At 41.4% G+C, this 17,077-nt stretch carries 18 protein-coding genes; 14 read left to right on the forward strand and 4 right to left on the reverse strand.

Translation table 11 applies throughout. The annotated features are described in order from the left end of the window. The first annotated feature begins 16 nt into the window (after positions 1-16). Together AC0VYE_RS13775 and AC0VYE_RS13780 are read left to right on the forward strand one after the other, a co-directional pair. Positions 17-1,075: a DUF4855 domain-containing protein gene (locus tag AC0VYE_RS13775; protein WP_475448637.1), complete on the forward strand. Its 1,059-nt coding sequence runs from the start codon at positions 17-19 to the stop codon at positions 1,073-1,075. Next, entirely contained in the window at positions 1,072-2,133 is a 1,062-nt protein-coding gene (locus AC0VYE_RS13780; RefSeq protein ID WP_076270021.1) for a Gfo/Idh/MocA family protein, read from the forward strand. The genes AC0VYE_RS13775 and AC0VYE_RS13780 overlap by 4 nt, the downstream gene beginning before the upstream one ends. A gap of 90 nt (positions 2,134-2,223) precedes the next feature. Here AC0VYE_RS13780 and AC0VYE_RS13785 read toward each other — a convergent pair whose 3' ends face one another. Then, a complete protein-coding gene (locus AC0VYE_RS13785) occupies positions 2,224-3,762 on the reverse strand; it encodes a DUF4127 family protein (protein WP_475448639.1) in 1,539 nt (512 codons plus the stop codon). A gap of 312 nt (positions 3,763-4,074) precedes the next feature. Here AC0VYE_RS13785 and AC0VYE_RS13790 point away from each other — a divergent pair, with 312 nt between their 5' ends. The 7 genes from AC0VYE_RS13790 (at position 4,075) to AC0VYE_RS13820 (ending at position 10,978) form a co-directional block, all read left to right on the forward strand. Further along, positions 4,075-5,442, forward strand: a complete 1,368-nt coding sequence (locus AC0VYE_RS13790; protein ID WP_475448641.1) for an N-acyl-D-glucosamine 2-epimerase — start codon at positions 4,075-4,077, stop codon at positions 5,440-5,442. 45 nt (positions 5,443-5,487) lie between these two features. Beyond that, positions 5,488-6,447 (forward strand): Gfo/Idh/MocA family protein, encoded by a 960-nt coding sequence (locus AC0VYE_RS13795; RefSeq protein ID WP_076270163.1) that lies wholly within the window; start codon positions 5,488-5,490, stop codon positions 6,445-6,447. Positions 6,448-6,484: 37 nt separating this feature from the next. Then, positions 6,485-7,327 (forward strand): sugar phosphate isomerase/epimerase family protein, encoded by an 843-nt coding sequence (locus tag AC0VYE_RS13800; RefSeq protein ID WP_475448644.1) that lies wholly within the window; start codon positions 6,485-6,487, stop codon positions 7,325-7,327. A gap of 82 nt (positions 7,328-7,409) precedes the next feature. Beyond that, entirely contained in the window at positions 7,410-8,222 is an 813-nt protein-coding gene (locus AC0VYE_RS13805; RefSeq protein ID WP_475448646.1) for an MBL fold metallo-hydrolase, read from the forward strand. A 30-nt stretch (positions 8,223-8,252) separates the two neighbouring features. Continuing rightward, the gene (locus AC0VYE_RS13810; RefSeq protein WP_475448648.1) at positions 8,253-9,632 is read left to right on the forward strand and encodes an ADP-ribosylglycohydrolase family protein; all 1,380 of its coding nucleotides are present in this window, start codon (positions 8,253-8,255) and stop codon (positions 9,630-9,632) included. Positions 9,633-9,765: 133 nt separating this feature from the next. Next, entirely contained in the window at positions 9,766-9,972 is a 207-nt protein-coding gene (locus AC0VYE_RS13815) for a hypothetical protein (protein WP_144376840.1), read from the forward strand. A 121-nt stretch (positions 9,973-10,093) separates the two neighbouring features. Beyond that, on the forward strand, positions 10,094-10,978 hold the full coding sequence (locus tag AC0VYE_RS13820; RefSeq protein WP_475448651.1) for a GNAT family N-acetyltransferase: 885 nt from the start codon (positions 10,094-10,096) through the stop codon (positions 10,976-10,978). 39 nt (positions 10,979-11,017) lie between these two features. Here the strand turns inward: AC0VYE_RS13820 and AC0VYE_RS13825 are convergent, their stop codons facing one another. Further along, positions 11,018-11,626, reverse strand: a complete 609-nt coding sequence (locus AC0VYE_RS13825) for a transglutaminase-like domain-containing protein (RefSeq protein ID WP_475448653.1) — start codon at positions 11,624-11,626, stop codon at positions 11,018-11,020. 263 nt (positions 11,627-11,889) lie between these two features. Between AC0VYE_RS13825 and AC0VYE_RS13830 the strand changes: the two genes are divergently transcribed. Beyond that, entirely contained in the window at positions 11,890-12,384 is a 495-nt protein-coding gene (locus AC0VYE_RS13830; protein WP_076270013.1) for a DUF2199 domain-containing protein, read from the forward strand. Positions 12,385-12,795: 411 nt separating this feature from the next. On the opposite strand, the gene AC0VYE_RS13835 is transcribed toward AC0VYE_RS13830, so the two are convergent. Beyond that, entirely contained in the window at positions 12,796-14,004 is a 1,209-nt protein-coding gene (locus tag AC0VYE_RS13835; protein ID WP_475448655.1) for a tyrosine-type recombinase/integrase, read from the reverse strand. Between the two features lie 86 nt (positions 14,005-14,090). Beyond that, entirely contained in the window at positions 14,091-15,191 is a 1,101-nt protein-coding gene (locus tag AC0VYE_RS13840; RefSeq protein WP_475448657.1) for a LexA family protein, read from the reverse strand. A gap of 185 nt (positions 15,192-15,376) precedes the next feature. On the opposite strand from AC0VYE_RS13840, the gene AC0VYE_RS13845 reads away from it, so the two are divergent. The 4 genes from AC0VYE_RS13845 to AC0VYE_RS13860 all read left to right on the forward strand — a co-directional run bounded on the left by AC0VYE_RS13845 (position 15,377) and on the right by AC0VYE_RS13860 (position 17,067). After that, positions 15,377-15,643 (forward strand): XRE family transcriptional regulator, encoded by a 267-nt coding sequence (locus AC0VYE_RS13845; RefSeq protein ID WP_475448659.1) that lies wholly within the window; start codon positions 15,377-15,379, stop codon positions 15,641-15,643. 18 nt (positions 15,644-15,661) lie between these two features. Next, positions 15,662-16,003, forward strand: coding sequence for a helix-turn-helix domain-containing protein (locus tag AC0VYE_RS13850; RefSeq protein ID WP_475448661.1), 342 nt, complete (start codon positions 15,662-15,664; stop codon positions 16,001-16,003). Continuing rightward, positions 16,000-16,731, forward strand: a complete 732-nt coding sequence (locus AC0VYE_RS13855) for a phage antirepressor KilAC domain-containing protein (RefSeq protein ID WP_475448663.1) — start codon at positions 16,000-16,002, stop codon at positions 16,729-16,731. The genes AC0VYE_RS13850 and AC0VYE_RS13855 overlap by 4 nt, the downstream gene beginning before the upstream one ends. A gap of 102 nt (positions 16,732-16,833) precedes the next feature. Next, positions 16,834-17,067 carry a hypothetical protein gene (locus AC0VYE_RS13860; RefSeq protein ID WP_475448665.1) on the forward strand — a complete coding sequence of 78 codons (234 nt, stop codon included), beginning with the start codon at positions 16,834-16,836 and terminating at the stop codon, positions 17,065-17,067. Positions 17,068-17,077 lie beyond the last annotated feature (10 nt).

A 17,077-nucleotide genomic window follows, 5' to 3' on the forward strand; every position in this document is an offset into this window, starting at 1 on the left:
AGTAGGAGGCAGCGATATGGAGCGATCGGATAGTGGCGCTTTTCTTCGTTCAGGGGAACAAACGGCAGGAATAAACAATCTGATGTTGTTTTACAACGGTCATTATAAAAACGATGCGGGCGTATGGAGGAAAGAGCAATTTATACCTTATATCAGCTACATCGATGCTGAAGGCAAGCCGCTCGAATGGCTGTTTGACGGAGCGTTATTTCTAGCCAAGTGGTCTCATTCATCAAATGGATTTGAAGAATCAGAGGAGCATCCAAACGATCAAAAAGACTGGCAATGGTACTTGGATAAGACCTTTGCAGAATCAGGTGAACTGTCGGCTTTAAATGAAGCGATGGAGGAGGTTGCTCTAAAATTAGCAGACCCAGAGCATAAAATGAAGGTTGTGCTCATGATTCCCTATCCGGCTCCGAATCAACAAAACTTTGGAGCAATAAGCGATGACAACAACTCGCTTTGCTTCGATCATATGATTGTTTCTGCAGTGGAAGCGACTCGAAATAAACAAAAAGCGCTTGAGTGGTATATTGGTCAACTGCTAGAGCGCTGGGAGAGTGCTAACTTGCCCTTTCTCGAGCTGAAGGCGCTCTATTGGATGAATGAAGCAGTGAATACAAGCGTTCCCTACGAGGAAGGGCTGATTGGCTGGACGGGAGATATGGTTCGCGCGAAGGGGCTGAAATTTTTCTGGATTCCTTATTACAGGGCCAGCTTGTATTGGAAATGGAAGGAGCTAGGCTTTGACGCAGCAGCAATGCAGCCTAATCACTTTTTTACTAAGACAGGCGAATCGAGAGTCGGGATCGCAGCCAACATGGCCAAACAAGCCGGCATGGGCGTAGAGATCGAGGTCGATTCTCGGGTTTTTGAAAGCAATGGCGATTTTCGCGCAAAATATGAAAATTATTTGGCAGGCGGCGCGAGATATGGTTATAGCGGGGATGTATTTAAAGGTTTTTATCAAGACGTCAAGCTGCTCTTTGATGCAGCATATGCGGCTGAACCGGAGAAAAGAGACATTTATGATTTGACCTATCAATTTATAAAGGGGCGCTACAAACGATGACAAAAGTGAATATTGGCGTGATCGGGGCAGGCTCTATTTCGGAGGTTCATCTGAATGCGTATGCAGGCAATCCAGAAGTTAACCTCTATGCCATATGTGATTTAAATGAAGAACGTGCCCAAAACAAAGCGACTAGATTTGGCGCGCAGAAGGTGTTCACGGACTACCGCGAGCTGCTTGCTGATCCAGCAATCGATGCAGTAAGCATTTGCACATGGAACAACACGCATGCTGAAATTAGCATTGCTGCCGTAGAAGCCGGCAAGCATGTGCTCGTGGAGAAGCCGCTTTGCAAAACCGTTGCAGAAGCGGAGCGGGTAGAGCAAGCGGTGAAAAATAGCGGCAAGGTTTTGCAGGTTGGTTTTGTGAGGCGCTACGGGTCGAATACGGACGTTTTGCAGCGTTTCATCAGTGCAGGTGAGCTCGGCAGCATTTATTATGCAAAGGCGACTTGTTTGCGAAGGTTAGGGAATCCAGGTGGTTGGTTCTCTGACAAGGAGCGTTCGGGCGGCGGGCCTTTAATCGATCTTGGCGTACACATCATTGATTTATGCTGGTACTTAATGGGCAAGCCGAAAGTAAAGTCGATCAGCGGCAATACCTATCGTCAGCTTGGGAATCGGGCAAATGTTCAAAATCTATCGTTTTACAAAGCATCCGACTATGATTCCAGCAAAAACACCGTTGAGGATCTGGCAAACGCGCTTATCCGTTTCGACAACGGGGCATCACTTTTGGTTGATGTAAGCTTTACGCTGCATGCCAAAAAGGATGAGATTACCGTCAAAATTTTTGGTGACAAAGGCGGCGCCGAAATCGAGCCGGAGTTGTTCATCGTTGCGGAGAAACATGATACGATTCTGAACATTACGCCGCAGGTTGACCAGCTAGGCTTTGATTTCGCCAGCGGATTCCAAAACGAAATCAACCATTTCATCGACAGCTGCCTCGGACGAAAAGAGACATTAAGTCCAGTACAAGATGGTCTTGAGGTGATGAAAATGCTATGCGGCATATACGAATCAGCAGAGAAAGGTGAAGAAATTCAGTTCAGCTGAGCTTTAAAGGATTAATAAAAATGCTGTTCCATCGGGCAAGCCTAGGAACAGCATTTTTATATCTGATGTTGATCGCTTGCGAGCGCTGTGCTATAAGGATAAATCGACTTCAAACATGCGATTCCAAGGGAGATCGGCTTTTAATTCGTCGATCCTGCCCTCAGCGAGTTCAGCTAAATAATCATTGCAGAAGCGCTGCAGCTTTTGGGTGATGAGCTGAGATACATGCTCTTTAACTTGGCTCACATCGAAGTAGTTGGCTCCGAGCTCTGGCAAGTGATGAGCGACTTCCTGTCTTACGATCGTTTGATAGCCCCAATCTTCAATCAAACGATAAAGCATGAAATGTTCGCTCATCTGTGTACTTGATTCTTGGTTATTGCTTTGTTGGCGATAGTAGGAAGCTACGATGGCATGCGCTATCACTGTTCCGAGTGTATTGCCGGACGTATTCCAGCCGGCGTAAGCGGAGAGGCGGGAAATTAGGTTTTTCTTGGATAACAGCTTTAAGAGGCTATTATCGGCGCCATTGCATGAAGCGACATCCGCCAGTGCGACCATGCAGCCTTTATTAGTTATCGCTTCAATCGCCGTAACGAATTCAGCTATATGTACCTCAGAGAAGTAGGAACGGTGACGATCCCGGTATAAATTTGGTGATTCAGCTGCATCATGCGAAGACACTGGAGGAGAATGTACCATGAGTACAAAATCGGCTGTCATCGAGGAATCACCCATGAAGGCGCCTCCTGAAGTTAAGTGAGATTTTATGCTTTCATTCAGACTGCGATCCTCGTATTTCGGAATGATCGTTGGCCCAAGTGTCGAGGAGTAACGAACAAAAACCTCAGGTTGATATTTTTTGATCGTGCAAAACACCTTGGCGAATAAGATGCTTCCTATTTCGTCAGCACCAGGGTAAATAAGCACATGATCCATGAGATTGTACTGCTCTACCGAGATAAGAAGCTTGCGCTGCTCCATCGGACTGAAGCCGTATTTCGAATTATCGTCCAGAGGAATAACAAGATGATCAATGATGCCAGATTGTACGAGCGTGATAATATGCTCATTCACTTGTGAGTTCGTTTCTCTGCGCTGTAGAAAGTCATTTAGAATGGCGCTTGGTATAGAACTATGAAGCTGAAGCCATTCGTTTTGTTCATCATCGTTCAGCAGCTCGGAGGTCTGCTTGTCTTTTAACCAGCCATAGCGATAAATCGAGTGTCCATAATGCGCGTAATAATCAGGTTCCTCGTCACTGCTGTTGTAAGCTGGGGCTCTCATAATTAAATTGAACGCATAAATGCGAAGTGCGGGATTGCGCTGCTTCAGCTGCTCAAGCAGTTGGAGACGTTCCATGCATGCTTGAAGCGATAATTGATGCAGACGGGAAGGAACAATGCCGCCGTAAACGAGCATATCAACGGAAAGTATCAAATAGTCTGCATTAGCAGCTTGCTGCAACAGCCAGTCATGTACCCCTTCATAGCGGGCAGGCTGTTTCTTTCTTCCGAGCAATTCTAGTGGCGGAGCGACGAGCGAGAGATCGCTGATTGCAGCTATCATTTGTGGGAATTTTGCATTGCAAGGACGTTCGTCTAGCGGAAGGTAAACGACTTTACTCATACAATGACCTCCATTTATGGATAAATGATGAATTACACCTATTATACATCAAGCTGAGTAAATGGAATATTTTTTTATAAAAATAATTTAAAAAGGATTTTTTCTCTAAATGGGTCATAAAAATTGGATTATGAGATCTCATATCAGGTGTTGAATGATCAATTTTGAGGCGTGTTCTCGTTTTACTAGAAAGTCGTAATTGTGATGATTGGAGGATTTATTCTAAAAAATAAGAGTAAATAAAAAAATATCCCGTTATTAATAAATAGGTGGTAAACTACAAGTGAAATTGGAAAAAGGAGGTATAAATGGTTGTCTACGTTGTTTAAGGACTCATTTCGCAACCAAGCCGTTTCTGGTCCTAGCATCCAGATTGATCCCTCATTTCCTTATTATCAGCAAAGGTCGCCAGAGAGTATTGTTGAAGAAATTATGCTTGCAGGGTATCAAAGCGTCCATTATTTTGTTGTAAATGAACATGTCATTCAGAAGGACTTGCTGCACGCTTTCCGTCAAAATGGAATTCCGGTGTGGGCGATGGTGATTGGAAACGGTACCTTCTCTACCGATAGGTTCCCAGAAGAATGGCCTTCTTGGCAGATGAAGCTGCTTAAGGAGCCGAATGACGGCTTCTGGCGATTGTCGCCCTTTAGTGAAGGCTACGTGCAGTGGAAAAAATCAGCGATGGCTAAGCTTGTGACGGAGTATCCTTTCGACGGGATAGAAATTGCCGAACCGTATTTCCCAGAGTGGGGCGGGATTGAGAGAGGGGTATACGGTGATGTTGGGCCGCTTGCTCAGTCGGCGTTCCGAGCACACTACGGCGTGGATATGCCCGATTTTACAAATGCTGCTGCTCCTAACTATTACCTTCGGGATGTTCAAACCTACAACAAGTGGATCGAGTTCCGTGTAGAAGCAGTTAATGGCTTTATAAATGAAATGGTAAATGGAGAAGGAGGCGTTCGCGAGGTTAGGCCAGATATCGTTGTTGCCACTTGGTCGCTTGCGATAAATGCAGGACAGGATAGCGTTGAACGACTCCGTGAAGACCAAGGCCTTAATGCTCCATCGATGATTGAAAAGGTTAAGCCGGATATCCATTTCTTGCAAACGCATTGGCCCGATTGGCTGCGTGGAGATCTGCCAGCTGATTACGTTAAAGGCTACCAGCCTTTTGTCGATCAGATCAAGGAGCGATTTCCCGAGCTGCCATTAGCCGTTCAGGCGGATATCGGTTCTGCACAACCAATGATTAAAAGCGGGGAATGGCTGGAGACATTCAGTCAGACGGCTTTTGCACTCGGATATGCATCTTGGACAGCTTATGAGTATCATACAGGCGGATATATGTATGATCAAAAGCCGTTTCCCATGCTTACTGAACGGAGAAGCAGAAACGAAATTGTGATTTCTTTCAATAAACGGATTGACGAACACTCGGCTATGAATGATTCCTGCTACAAGCTTTGGGATAACGGCGCTTCTATTTCTCTGGTATGGGATAGTATAGCGGTTGATGGAAATAGAGTTATTCTTCGTTCGGAACAGCTGCCGGCAGCTTCATTTGTGCTAGAGCTAAGTGATATTCGTGATACGCCGGAGAGATGGTTGTTTAAGGATAGGCCTGCAAATGTGATTCCAAATGGTACGAGATTGTCCATTCTAGGAGTTTATTGAGCAAGAACGCAGCAATCATTACTCATGGGGAGTGAAGATGATTATATGCAAAATATTCATATTGGTTTTATAGGTACTGGCGGTATCGCGCAGCTTCATGCTGGTCAGATGCAAGCGCTGGAAGGCGTGGAAATCGTTGCAGTGGCAGACCCAAATGAACAGTCTGCTCTGCAGTTTCTATCAACATTCCATTTGTCCAATACCCGTCGATACGCAGGCCATAAAGAAATGCTCGAAGAAGGCGGCTTGGATGCCGTTATTATATGCTCACCGCATACTTTGCATTATGCCCAAGCGCTTGATGTATTGAACGCAGGCTGCCATGTCTTGATTGAGAAGCCGATGACCTGCACCTCCCAAGAAGCTGAACAATTAATAAATGCTGCAGAGGCAAATTCGAGGCTGCTTCAGGTTTCCTACCAAAGACATTTCCAACCGGAGTTTATCTTTATTCGCCAAGCGATAGCTGATGGCGTAATTGGCAAGCTAAGCTCGATTAACGCAACGCTCTATCAGGATTGGAAACGCAGCCAAACAGGCACATGGCGACAAAATGCTGCGCTTTCTGGTGGCGGTATGCTAATGGATTCAGGCAGCCATATTATTGACGTTCTGTTATGGACAACAGGCCTTACGCCGCTTGAGGTGAAGTCGACGCTAAGCAGCCACGGTGCACCGGTGGAAATCGATTCTTTTACGAGCATCACCTTTGAAGAGGGTGCGATTGCTGCGCTGAACATTATTGGTTATGTACCGGGCTATAAGGAGTTTTATTCCTTCTGCGGCGATTTAGGTGTGATCTATCTCGAGAATGGCAGAATTGAAATTTCAACCTATAAGGATGGCGTTCTGCCAGTTCAGCTGCCAGCTCAAAGCACCAATCAGGATAAAAGCTTCATTGATGCGATCAGAGGAGAACATGAAATATTGGTGTCGGGAGAATATGCTAGGAAGGTTATCCAATTGACTGAAGCAATATATCGTTCAGCAGACTATCAAGTTTGATTTGGCACTTCTATTATCTATGAGGAGCGTGATTGGTTTGAACGTTAGCTTGAGTATGTGGAGCGTGCATAAATATTGGTATGAGGGAAAATGGGATACCGTTGATTTTCTAGCATTTGCCTCCGAGACAGGGGTTAAGGGAGTGGAGCTGCTCAGTTGTTTTTGGAAGGAAAAGGAGAAGGATATCCCACTAATCGATGAAGCGCTTCGTAAATATGGTTTGCAGGTTGCGTGCTTCAGCGCGTGCAACAACTTTGTGGTAGCAGATGATTCACAAAGGCAAGCACAATTAAAGGAAGTAACGGATGCTGTCGACGCGGCTGTTCATTTTGGAGCCAAGGTCGTTCGTGTATTTTCAGGGGATTTACCCAATGACTCCATATCGTTTGAGCAGGGAATGCAATTCGTAATTGATGGACTTCGTGCAGCGGCTGATTATGCCGAACAGAAAGGTGTAACACTTTGCCTAGAAAATCACGGGTTATTTGCAGGACGCAGCGACCAGGTTATGGCTATTATCCAACAAGTTAATTCTCATGCGCTGCGAAGCACATTTGATACCGGAAATTTTCTGCTCGTTGGTCAAAGCTCTAGCGATGCGATTGATGAGCTGAATGGATATGTTGGTCATGTGCATGTTAAGGACTTTTTACCAGTGCCGGAAGGTACGGCTGGCGGCGTCACTCGGGCTTTAACGGGGGAGCTGTTTCTAGGGAAAATTGCTGGAGAAGGCGCTGTCGATTTGAAGTATATTTTCGGCGAGCTGAAAAAATCAGGTTTTGACGGATGGTTTACCGTAGAGTTCGAAGGCGAAGAAGAGCCTAAGCTTGGCTCTACTGAAGCAGTTAATCATGTAACACGAATAGTGGCAGGCCTTTAAGAAAGCATTAAATGATAAAGGATAGTTAGTTGATTCTGTGTCTACGACCAAAACTTAAGAACGATTTGGAAGGAGATATATCGTGAAGGTGCATTTTCTTGGCACTGCTGCTGCGGAAGGTTTTCCTGCGATGTTTTGTCGTTGTGTGCACTGCTTGAAGGCAAGAGAGCTTGGCGGGAAAAATGTGAGAACACGGAGCTCTGTCCTTATTGATGGCGTGTTAAAGGTTGATTTTCCGCCAGATACGCTTCATCATGTTTTGACGGGCGGCATCGATCTCGGTCTTGTGAAGGATTTGTTCATCACGCACACGCATCTGGATCATCTTCGTGCAGAGGATTTGGAGATGCGGATGCCTGTTTATGCCCATGGATTGGATGCGCCGTTGCATGTTTACGGCCACGATGCAGTCATTCGCAAATGCCGCGATGCTGTTGGCAGACCAGATGCGGAGCGGTTGGTGCTGCGAAAAATAGATCTGTTCGAAACCGTCGATACCGGAAATGCCAAGGTGACGGCGCTGCCGGCAAATCATGATCCCGATGAAACCTGTTTGCTCTTTCTAATCGAAAAGGATGGAAAGCGCATCTTTTATGGACACGATACCGGGCTTCTTCCTGAAGAAACATGGCGATGGCTGGAACAGACGAAATTGGACCTCGCTATATTGGATTGTACGAATGGCCATCTGCCGTTTACAGGAGGACATCTCAACATCGAAGCCGTTCTTGATATTAGGAATCGGTTACGCAGCAAGGGGATATTCAGCCGGGAAAGCAGGGTTGTGGTCACACATTTCTCTCACAATATAGGATTGCTGCACGATGATCTTACGCAGTTTTTTGATCAAGAGGATATCATAGTAGCTTTTGACGGTATGATTTTGCAGCTTTAATACGGTTCCTGAAAGGAGTGAATGCCGTTCATGAAAGCCTCCGAGCAGTATTACTTGCAATACAGCCATCATGTTGAAATTGAAAGGCAGCAGGCAATGGACGAGGGGAAACAGATCAGCGCAGAATTGGCTGCTACGTATGAGAAGCTGGCTTCCATGCCGTGGAATGACCCGCAACGTGAACAAATGGCTGCGGCTTATATCGACGAAATAGGGAAGCTGCCTTTAAGAGCTGACTTCCCGTTTGTTGAGCCTTCTAACCTGCCGGAAATAGTAGCTGAAAGACCAGTTGCCGAATTCCCGGTGAATCAACCTGCTCTATTTGAAGATTTAGCGGATAAAATGTATGGTGCATGGCTCGGTCGATCCGCAGGCTGCTTATTGGGGCAGCCGATCGAAGGGTGGAGAAAGGAACGAATTACAGGCTTGTTGAAGGAAACAAACAATTTTCCAGTTCATTATTATATTTCATCCGAAATGGATCCTGAAATTGCGGAAAAGTACGGCGTCATCAACGAGGGCGGGTCGTACGGAAACGAGCTCGTAAGCTGGATTAATAATGTGAAGCATATGGTCGAGGACGACGATATGAACTATACGATCATCAGCCTTGCTGTATTAGAAAAATTCGGCTATGACTTCTCTCCTGACGATGTAGCAGAAACATGGCTTAACCTATTGCCTTTGCTGCGCACCTGTACTGCAGAACGCATTGCTTACCGGAATCTCGTTAATCGCTTAGATCCACCACTCTCAGCTACATATCGCAATGTCTATAGAGAGTGGATTGGCGCTCAAATTCGAGTTGATTTGTATGGCTACATTAATCCTGGATATCCAGCGAAAGCAGCTGAAATGGCTTGGAGAGACGCTTCGATCTCGCATGTGAAAAATGGCATCTACGGTGCTATGTGGACTGCAGCTATGCTGGCCATGGCTGCCGTGACGGACAACAGGCAGGATGTGATCAGAGCAGGTCTCGGTCAAATTCCTGCCAATTGCCGGCTTGCTGACGATATTCGGACGGTGTTACGCTGGTACGAGGAGCAGGTGACCTTTGATTCAGTAGTAGAGCGTATCCACCATAAATATGATGAAAGCAACGCACATCATTGGTGCCATACGATCTCAAATGCGATGATTGTGGCCGCGTCTCTGCTGTATGGTGAAGGTGATCTGGAAGCAACAATAGGTTTAGCAATCATTTCGGGCTTTGACACAGATTGCAATGCGGCTACCGCAGGTTCTATTGTAGGTATGCAAAAAGGAGCGAGCCAACTACCCGAGAAATGGGTGAAGCCGTTAAACGATAAAATTCGTTCAGGCGTAGATGGCTTCGGCATCGTGCCTCTTTCTCATTTGGCAGAGCGAACGGTGAAATTGATTGCAAATAATCCTTATTTGAAGTAATGGAGTTGCTACAATTTGAAAGCGATACAAATACAATAAACCCAATACCGCCAAGGTGTTGGGTTTATTGTATACTGGGAGAAAAGGGTAATCATTTCATCTTATAATAAGAGCTTTATTTGGAGGAGATCATTTGATGCGTTATGAAGTTAGACTGAATGCGATAGAACAGAAATGGGACATTGTAGCTGGCCGAAAAGAGATCATAAAAGGAATGACGGATAAAATTTTTGCTGAGAAAATTGCTGAAGAATTAAATAAAGCCTACGACCAAGGCAGTGCTGATAGAGAGAATGTAGACAAGAAAATCAATGACAGTATAAATAAATTATTTTTTTAAGAGTTAATAGCGTTTGTTGAAGTATTGAAGAGTTAATTGGATATTTAATTAAGAATGAGGAATTCAAAAGAGTTTTTGACAAGTGTATGGATTGAACTAAAACAGAATCGAGGTGTAAGAGTTGAACCAAATTATTATACAAAAATATGATCCTCAAAGAGATAAAGCTCAAATCGAACGCATGCTGCTTAACTACAATCATCTATTGAATATATTTTATAATGATGAAAAAGGAAACAAAGATAATATTTTGGTTGCACTCAATAATACTACTACCATTGGGTTTCTTTCATTTAATGGTTTCGGCAGAAAACCTCAGGCCATATTATATGTGAACAAAGAGTATGAAGCAGCGGATGTCGGCTCAATGCTAATACAAGAATATGAAAAAATGCTTATTCCAAATGAAAAAGTAGAGCATACCCTATTTACGTGTTCTCATCGTGACACTGATTTAATAAGTCTTTTGGACAATAATGGATACAGATTATATTTATCCTCTTACATTATGGAGCGAACGGGTGAATCATTCCCTTCAGATAACATCATAGTTAGAAATTATGAAGAGAATGATTATTTTGAATGGGATAGAATTTGCGAATTAGCTTTCTATCATATGCGACAGCGTATAGGATTGTATCCTTCGTTTTTTTATAAACCTGTGGAATGGGAACGCGAACAGTTTGCCCAAAATAAAAATAATATGTTTGTAATGATATTTGATAATACTATAGTAGCAATAGGAAAAATTGAAGGGAATAAAATATGTACCGTTGCTATTTCTATAGAACATCAATCACGCGGTTATGGAAGAGTTTTTGTGAAATACCTGGTTAATGAAATCATCAGCAGGGGTGAAGAAAAGGTAATCCTTGACGTTGCAAAAGGTAATTTTGCGAAAACATTATATGAAAGCCTTGGGTTTGAAGAAACGGCGCTTTACGACCACTATATTAAATATTTTAGATCGGATACAAGACTAAGTGCTCCACCCGACGATTATTAAACAATACTTATGGATGCTGAAAAGTGCCTCGAAATGAATCTAAAGCTCAGAAGGCAATCCATTCAAATACATATGAATAGCGTTTGTATTTTGTTTAAGTACTTGAATCGTTTTAGAGTTAGGCTGTTTATATATTTCTAAATAGTCTATCTCGTTATATTGTTGCCTTATAGGAAAAGCTAATTTTTCTTCAGTTAAAGAAAACTCTGCAGCAATGCCGGCTTTATTTCCTCGAGCATCAAAGCGTACCCATCTTCCAATGCTGTTGATATAAGCGGCATTAAGAGCATGAATGCAGTATCCTGTGTCGGGTGTATCCCCGATTGTGAGTCGTTGATAACAAAATCCTGTTGGAATCCCTTTGCTTCTTAACAGTGCAGATAATAAATTTGATTTGGCGTAGCAAATACCTTCTTTATAAAATAGAACTTCTGAAGCGCTGCATGTTATCCGTTTGCTTTGAATGTCCCAAGAGTGCGCTATTTGATCTCGAACAAATTCGTAAGCATTTTTTATAAAATCGACTTCGTTAGAAGATCTAGAAAATAATCCATCTGATAAATTGGTGATTGTCGGTTGACTGAAATCGATGACTTCTGTCTCCTCCAAATAATCTTCTATGTTATCCGATTCACACGATATGTTCATAGCATAATGCCTCCAGTTATTAGTTTACCCTTAGGAAGTATTATGCAGTTAAATGAATTAATATACAACATGTAATTTCGTTCAACCATTGTTAACCTAGTAGTTTTTTACGACTGAATAATGAAATGTAATATGGTACAATAGAACGGATTATTATTGAGAAAATGCAATTATATACGGTAAAATTTAGAGGTAAAGCACTTTAGGAATTAACATAATTTAGTGGTTTTAAAAATATTAGAAAACAGGCAGGAGTAAAAACGATGAAATGCCCTCATTGCAACAACGAATTAATAGAAGTCCCTTTATGTTACGGAATTGAAGCGCCAGACTATTTTTACAAGGTGCCAGAAGAGCAAAGAACTGAGTTAATTAGAGATTTTTGCGTAATTGATGAACAGTTTTTTTATATTAGGGGACACATAGAAATACCAATTATTAATAGTAATGAAAAATTTATATGGAGTGTTTGGGTTTCACTTAGCGGTGAAAATTTTTTGAAATCCAATGAATTATTGAATGTACAAGGAAGAGAAAATGAACAACCATATTTTGGATGGTTGTCGACGGAACTTTCAATATATCCAATATCTACACTGTCGTTGAAAACAATGGTACATACACAAGAAGTTGGCGCCGTTCCATTAATAGAACTAGAACAGACGGATCATCCACTTGCAGTTGAACAAAGAGAAGGAATTACAATGGAGAGAGTAATAGAGATTGCTCATTTAACCAATCACCACATGAACGATTGAATAGCCAATGAAAACTGACTTTTATGAACTTCTATTTTCAATAAGAATGAGTGAATTGCAAATTTATGCAACAAAAAAACCACTCCCTGTCATGAATTAAGTCTCATGATAAGGAAGTGGTTTAAATTTACAAAACGGGGTCTGATATTGACCACTAGATTAAACATCGTCTAAAATAGTCTATAAACCCAATTAGGATGCGGCCGAGAGGACTCGAACCTCCACGGCTGTTACACCACTAGAACCTGAATCTAGCGAAAGTGTTCGCCTTATTCGTTATTAAATTGATTTTTTGCTTGGCATTACTAGGTTTTCGGTGTTCGTATCTTTTCTTACATTGTCTTATCTTTTCTGAATAAATACACAATCCGTCCCCAATCCGTCCCCAGTTCTGCCCCCTTGATAAATCTGTTAGTTGCTATTTGTTTGTTGTATGCCAGGATTAAATTGATCGAATTTATCAGCTAAATCTCGGCTAACTTTTTTAGATACATGAGCATATATATCCGCTGTTGTCTGGTGTTGCTTGTGCCCTAACCGCTCCTGTATCGCTTTTAAAGAAGCACCTTTCTCGATCAAAACACTTGCTGAGGTGTGCCTCAGTTTATGGAGGCTTATATACTTTAGATCATGCCTCTTTATAAAATCTTTCCACCAAGCAGATGGTGTAGTATGATAAAATGGCTTTCCAGATCCATTATGGAACAGATACTGAGTTTCCTCTCCTAACCATTCGGTTTTCCTCCAACGTTTGTTTTTATTCCATTGTGTATTATACTTTTTTAGCTCCTCCATGTACCAATGAGGCATTTCAACGGTTCGTTCCTCTTCATTTTTCGTGCCTTTCTCGTAAGCGTGGCCTTTCTCAACAAGTGATATGCTTTTACGGATATGAATTGCGTTTTCATCAAATAGGACATCCATCCATTCAAGAGCAATTAGTTCGCCACGCCTGAAACCTCCAAGGATAGCAGCTAGACAAAACATTCTCCATTTCAATGGTTCATTATTCAGTGCGTTAATAACTTTTTGCGTTTCTTCAACATCGTAATATTCAGCTTTCTTTTTTTCGACCTTCGGTTTTTTTACACCTTGAAGTGGACTTTCTTTAATAAGTCTCCAGCCTACAGCTTGAGTAAAGACATTTCTCATTACATCATAAATATATTGAACTGTTCGATCGGAGAGAATTTCTCCACGGCCGTCCTTTCGCGCTCCTGCCTTTTTGAGGTCACTTAAGAGCGTAACTAGATGCATTGGTTTTATTTCATCAAGTCTTCGATGTCCAACGGCTGGGAGGATATGGTTAGTAATGTGGTGTTTATATGTTTTTAGAGTTAATGGAGAGAGTTCTTTAGCAGCATATTTAGTTTCCCATTCCCCAACGAAATCAGAAAGTTTCATTTTATCCGCAGATATATATTCCCCTGCTTCTACCTCGATTTTGAATTTTACCAATTCCTCATTAAGGTACTCTTTCATTTTTTTTGGAGATTTAAGGATTACATCCGTTTCAATTTTAATCGTTTTTCTTTCTCTTTTACGTTCATTTTTTGGTCCACTACCGATTTCAACTGTCAGTCGCCAAGTGTTGTTTCCTCGTTTTTCAATACTTGCCATAAAATCATCTCCCTATAAGAATGTATGTTCGGTATTTAATCCGAAGAAACCACCTTACGATGGAATCCTAAGTTTCATGATATTATTTACTTAGGCCAAAAATTCACTTCGACAACCTTACCAAGTATTTTCACTTCAGAAGAATGAACAACTTTTGTTTCGAAATTTGGATTTGATGGAAACAGAATATACATGTCGCCGTTAGACTGAATTCGCCTTAAAATAGCGTTTTCGTCGCCAATGGCTACTAAAGCAATATCTTGAGATTTTATATCTTTTTGTTTCGCGATTATTGCAACATCACCTTCTAGAATACGATCTCCTGACATACTATCATCACTTACTTTAAGTGCAAATCCTTCTTGACCATTCAAGACTGATTGATCAACGAATGCAAAACCAGCAACTTCAGAGTTTGGATAACTCAATTTCTCCAAACTTGCTCCTATTGAATCATAAATAATTAAGTGTTTAAGGAGATCAAATTTATCATCCTCAGACTTAGAGTTGGAAGACGTATGTTGTTCATTCGAGTTATATTTTTTGTGTCCTGAACGTAGGTTGTTTACTCGTTCTTCTTCGGCTTTAAAGGCTCTCTCTAGTAACTCTGGATATGGATTTCCGTTTCTAATTGCATTTCCAGATTGATCAACATATCGTGTAAAATCAATAAATATTTTCTCATAATTTAGGCTATCTACATCCGGATAAAAGAAATACTTTAGTTGTTTAATTAATTCTGCTGCATATTCTGGATCATCATATATGGGATCAATGTTTACGTGATGCTTTAGTTTGAATAGTAGTGAAGATAAGGTTCCTATTGATTGAATTTTATACCAGTCAATAGAACCAGTTTGACGGAATGTTTCGAGAAAATTAACTAAGGAACTGAGTAGTAATACAACTGTCATTTCTTTAGAACTCTCCAGTGTTTCTTTTATTCCCTTAGGTGCTTTTTCTAAATATGCAGCTAGAATTAGCTCTTCAGGATCTCCGTTAGTTACTTCAGCTAAAGCTCTATTTATTTCCTCTGATGCAGGGTATTTGGGAAAGTTTCTGAGTTTGGAAATGTATGATCGGTCAACCTTAATTCCCTTCTCCTCATTCATTCTTCGTGCTATTTCTGCAAGACTTAATCCACTTTTTGAAATATATATATCGACCAATTCCGAATAGTAATGCATATTAATTCATCCTCCGTTCATTCAATTTATATTTTACCAAACGTTGATTATTTATTCAACAGTATTTTTGTAATGTGACTATTACGTCATTGACAAACATTGTCGTCTTTTGTAATATCGAAATCAATTGGTGACGAAAAATTCACTAATGTGATTATATAGTCATGAAGTGGGGGTGAATCCAAATGGATTATTCAAAAATGTTAAAAATAGCAATCTCTAAAAGTGGCTACTCTCTAACACAAATATGCTTCAAACTAGCAAAAAGAGAGATTTGGCTGGACAAGGGCGTGATTAGTAAAATGCAAAATGGTAAGTTTCCACCTGCTAAAGATGAAATCAATATCATTTTAGCTGAGATTCTTAATATTGATTCAGCGAGCTTTAGAGTTGCAGCTGTGAAAGAAATTATTCCAGAATCGTTGTTTGATCTTATTAGGAAAACGGGATAAAGGAGGAACGGAATTATAATGAATAATTCTTCATCGAATCTTCTCGATATTATTGTCGATCATGTTGAAACAAAATTAATGCCGAAAATTCTCGAACAATTAATTAACAAAATTGACGTGATTCAAGATCGAACATTGGATGTAATTGAAGCATCTGAACACATTGGGATATCCAAGGAGTTGCTCTATAGGATGTGTGCAGCAAAACAGATACCACATGTTCGAATCGGTGTTGAAGGTACGCGAAAACCAAAATTATTATTTAGTACTCGCACTTTAACTATCTGGAAGCGAGAACAGGAGCAACTAAATTACTTATTGCCTAGTAAAAAACATTCTCAGGAAGGTGAGTCGGAATGAGTAATATCGTATTTATTGAAAACGGAAGAGTAATAACTGATAGTCTGTTCGTCGCCGAGACGTTTGGCAAAAACCACAAAGACGTGCTTCGAGATGTACGCGAACTTGAATGTAGTGTTGAATTTAGACAGCGCAATTTTGCTCTCTCCTCTTATAAGTCAGAGCAGAATAAGGAATTGCCAAAGATGGACATCACTCAAGACGGCTTCTCATTCTTGGTCATGGGCTACACAGGCAAAGAAGCAGCACGTTTCAAGGAAATGTACATTGGAGAGTTCAATCGGATGAGAGAACAGCTATCCAGCTCTCGAATTCCGCAGTCACTACCAGAAGCTCTACGGCTTGCTGCCACGCTTGCAGAAGAGAGGGAGGCCATGAAACTTCAATTGGAGAAGGACAAGCCAAAGGTATTGTTTGCAGACGCTGTAGCCGCAAGCAAATCCTGTATCTTGGTGGGTGAGTTGGCTAAAATTCTAAAGCAAAACGGCTTCGACATTGGACAAAACCGTTTCTTTGAGTGGTTGCGTGAAAATGGTTATCTGATTTGTCGTAAAGGTACTGACTACAACATGCCGACACAGCGTGCTATGGACTTGGAATTGTTTGAAATCAAGGAAACCACGATCAATCATTCTGATGGTCATATCACAGTAAATAAGACACCGAAAGTTACTGGAAAAGGGCAGATGTACTTCGTTAATAGATTTGAGAAATTAAGTTTTGAATAATATGTCATTAGAGGTAATGGCACGCCTTTGGTTTGATCGAAGCCCTTCGCAGCATGCAATCATTGTTAAGAATCTCATTCGAATAACGAGAGGTGGAAAAAGATGAGGAAGTTCAGAAAATTTAGCAAAGAAGAACTTCAAGAGCTAATGAAAACTGATCCTAAATTAATTGATCGCTTCAAGAATATGGGCGTAAATGATCTTGAAATTATTCTGAATATTTTAGTTGATATTCTTCAACTCTTCGATTCGGAAGAAGAATTTAAAAATGCGCTAGACTTTTATGCAAATAAAAAAATCACAACCACTGCCCCGACCAAGGAATTGTGTTTGTGATTAATGATTA

The sequence above is a fragment of the Pristimantibacillus sp. Z349TD_6 genome, from assembly GCF_056173205.1.

Coding starts and splice junctions, on each gene's coding strand:
- AC0VYE_RS13775 (WP_475448637.1), top strand. CDS start 17: ATGGAGCGATCGGATAGTGGCGCTTTTCTTCGTTCAGGGGAACAAACG.
- AC0VYE_RS13780 (WP_076270021.1), top strand. CDS start 1,072: ATGACAAAAGTGAATATTGGCGTGATCGGGGCAGGCTCTATTTCGGAG.
- AC0VYE_RS13785 (WP_475448639.1), bottom strand. CDS start 3,762: ATGAGTAAAGTCGTTTACCTTCCGCTAGACGAACGTCCTTGCAATGCA.
- AC0VYE_RS13795 (WP_076270163.1), top strand. CDS start 5,488: ATGCAAAATATTCATATTGGTTTTATAGGTACTGGCGGTATCGCGCAG.
- AC0VYE_RS13810 (WP_475448648.1), top strand. CDS start 8,253: ATGAAAGCCTCCGAGCAGTATTACTTGCAATACAGCCATCATGTTGAA.
- AC0VYE_RS13825 (WP_475448653.1), bottom strand. CDS start 11,626: ATGAACATATCGTGTGAATCGGATAACATAGAAGATTATTTGGAGGAG.
- AC0VYE_RS13830 (WP_076270013.1), top strand. CDS start 11,890: ATGAAATGCCCTCATTGCAACAACGAATTAATAGAAGTCCCTTTATGT.
- AC0VYE_RS13835 (WP_475448655.1), bottom strand. CDS start 14,004: ATGGCAAGTATTGAAAAACGAGGAAACAACACTTGGCGACTGACAGTT.
- AC0VYE_RS13840 (WP_475448657.1), bottom strand. CDS start 15,191: ATGCATTACTATTCGGAATTGGTCGATATATATATTTCAAAAAGTGGA.
- AC0VYE_RS13845 (WP_475448659.1), top strand. CDS start 15,377: ATGGATTATTCAAAAATGTTAAAAATAGCAATCTCTAAAAGTGGCTAC.
- AC0VYE_RS13850 (WP_475448661.1), top strand. CDS start 15,662: ATGAATAATTCTTCATCGAATCTTCTCGATATTATTGTCGATCATGTT.
- AC0VYE_RS13855 (WP_475448663.1), top strand. CDS start 16,000: ATGAGTAATATCGTATTTATTGAAAACGGAAGAGTAATAACTGATAGT.
- AC0VYE_RS13860 (WP_475448665.1), top strand. CDS start 16,834: ATGAGGAAGTTCAGAAAATTTAGCAAAGAAGAACTTCAAGAGCTAATG.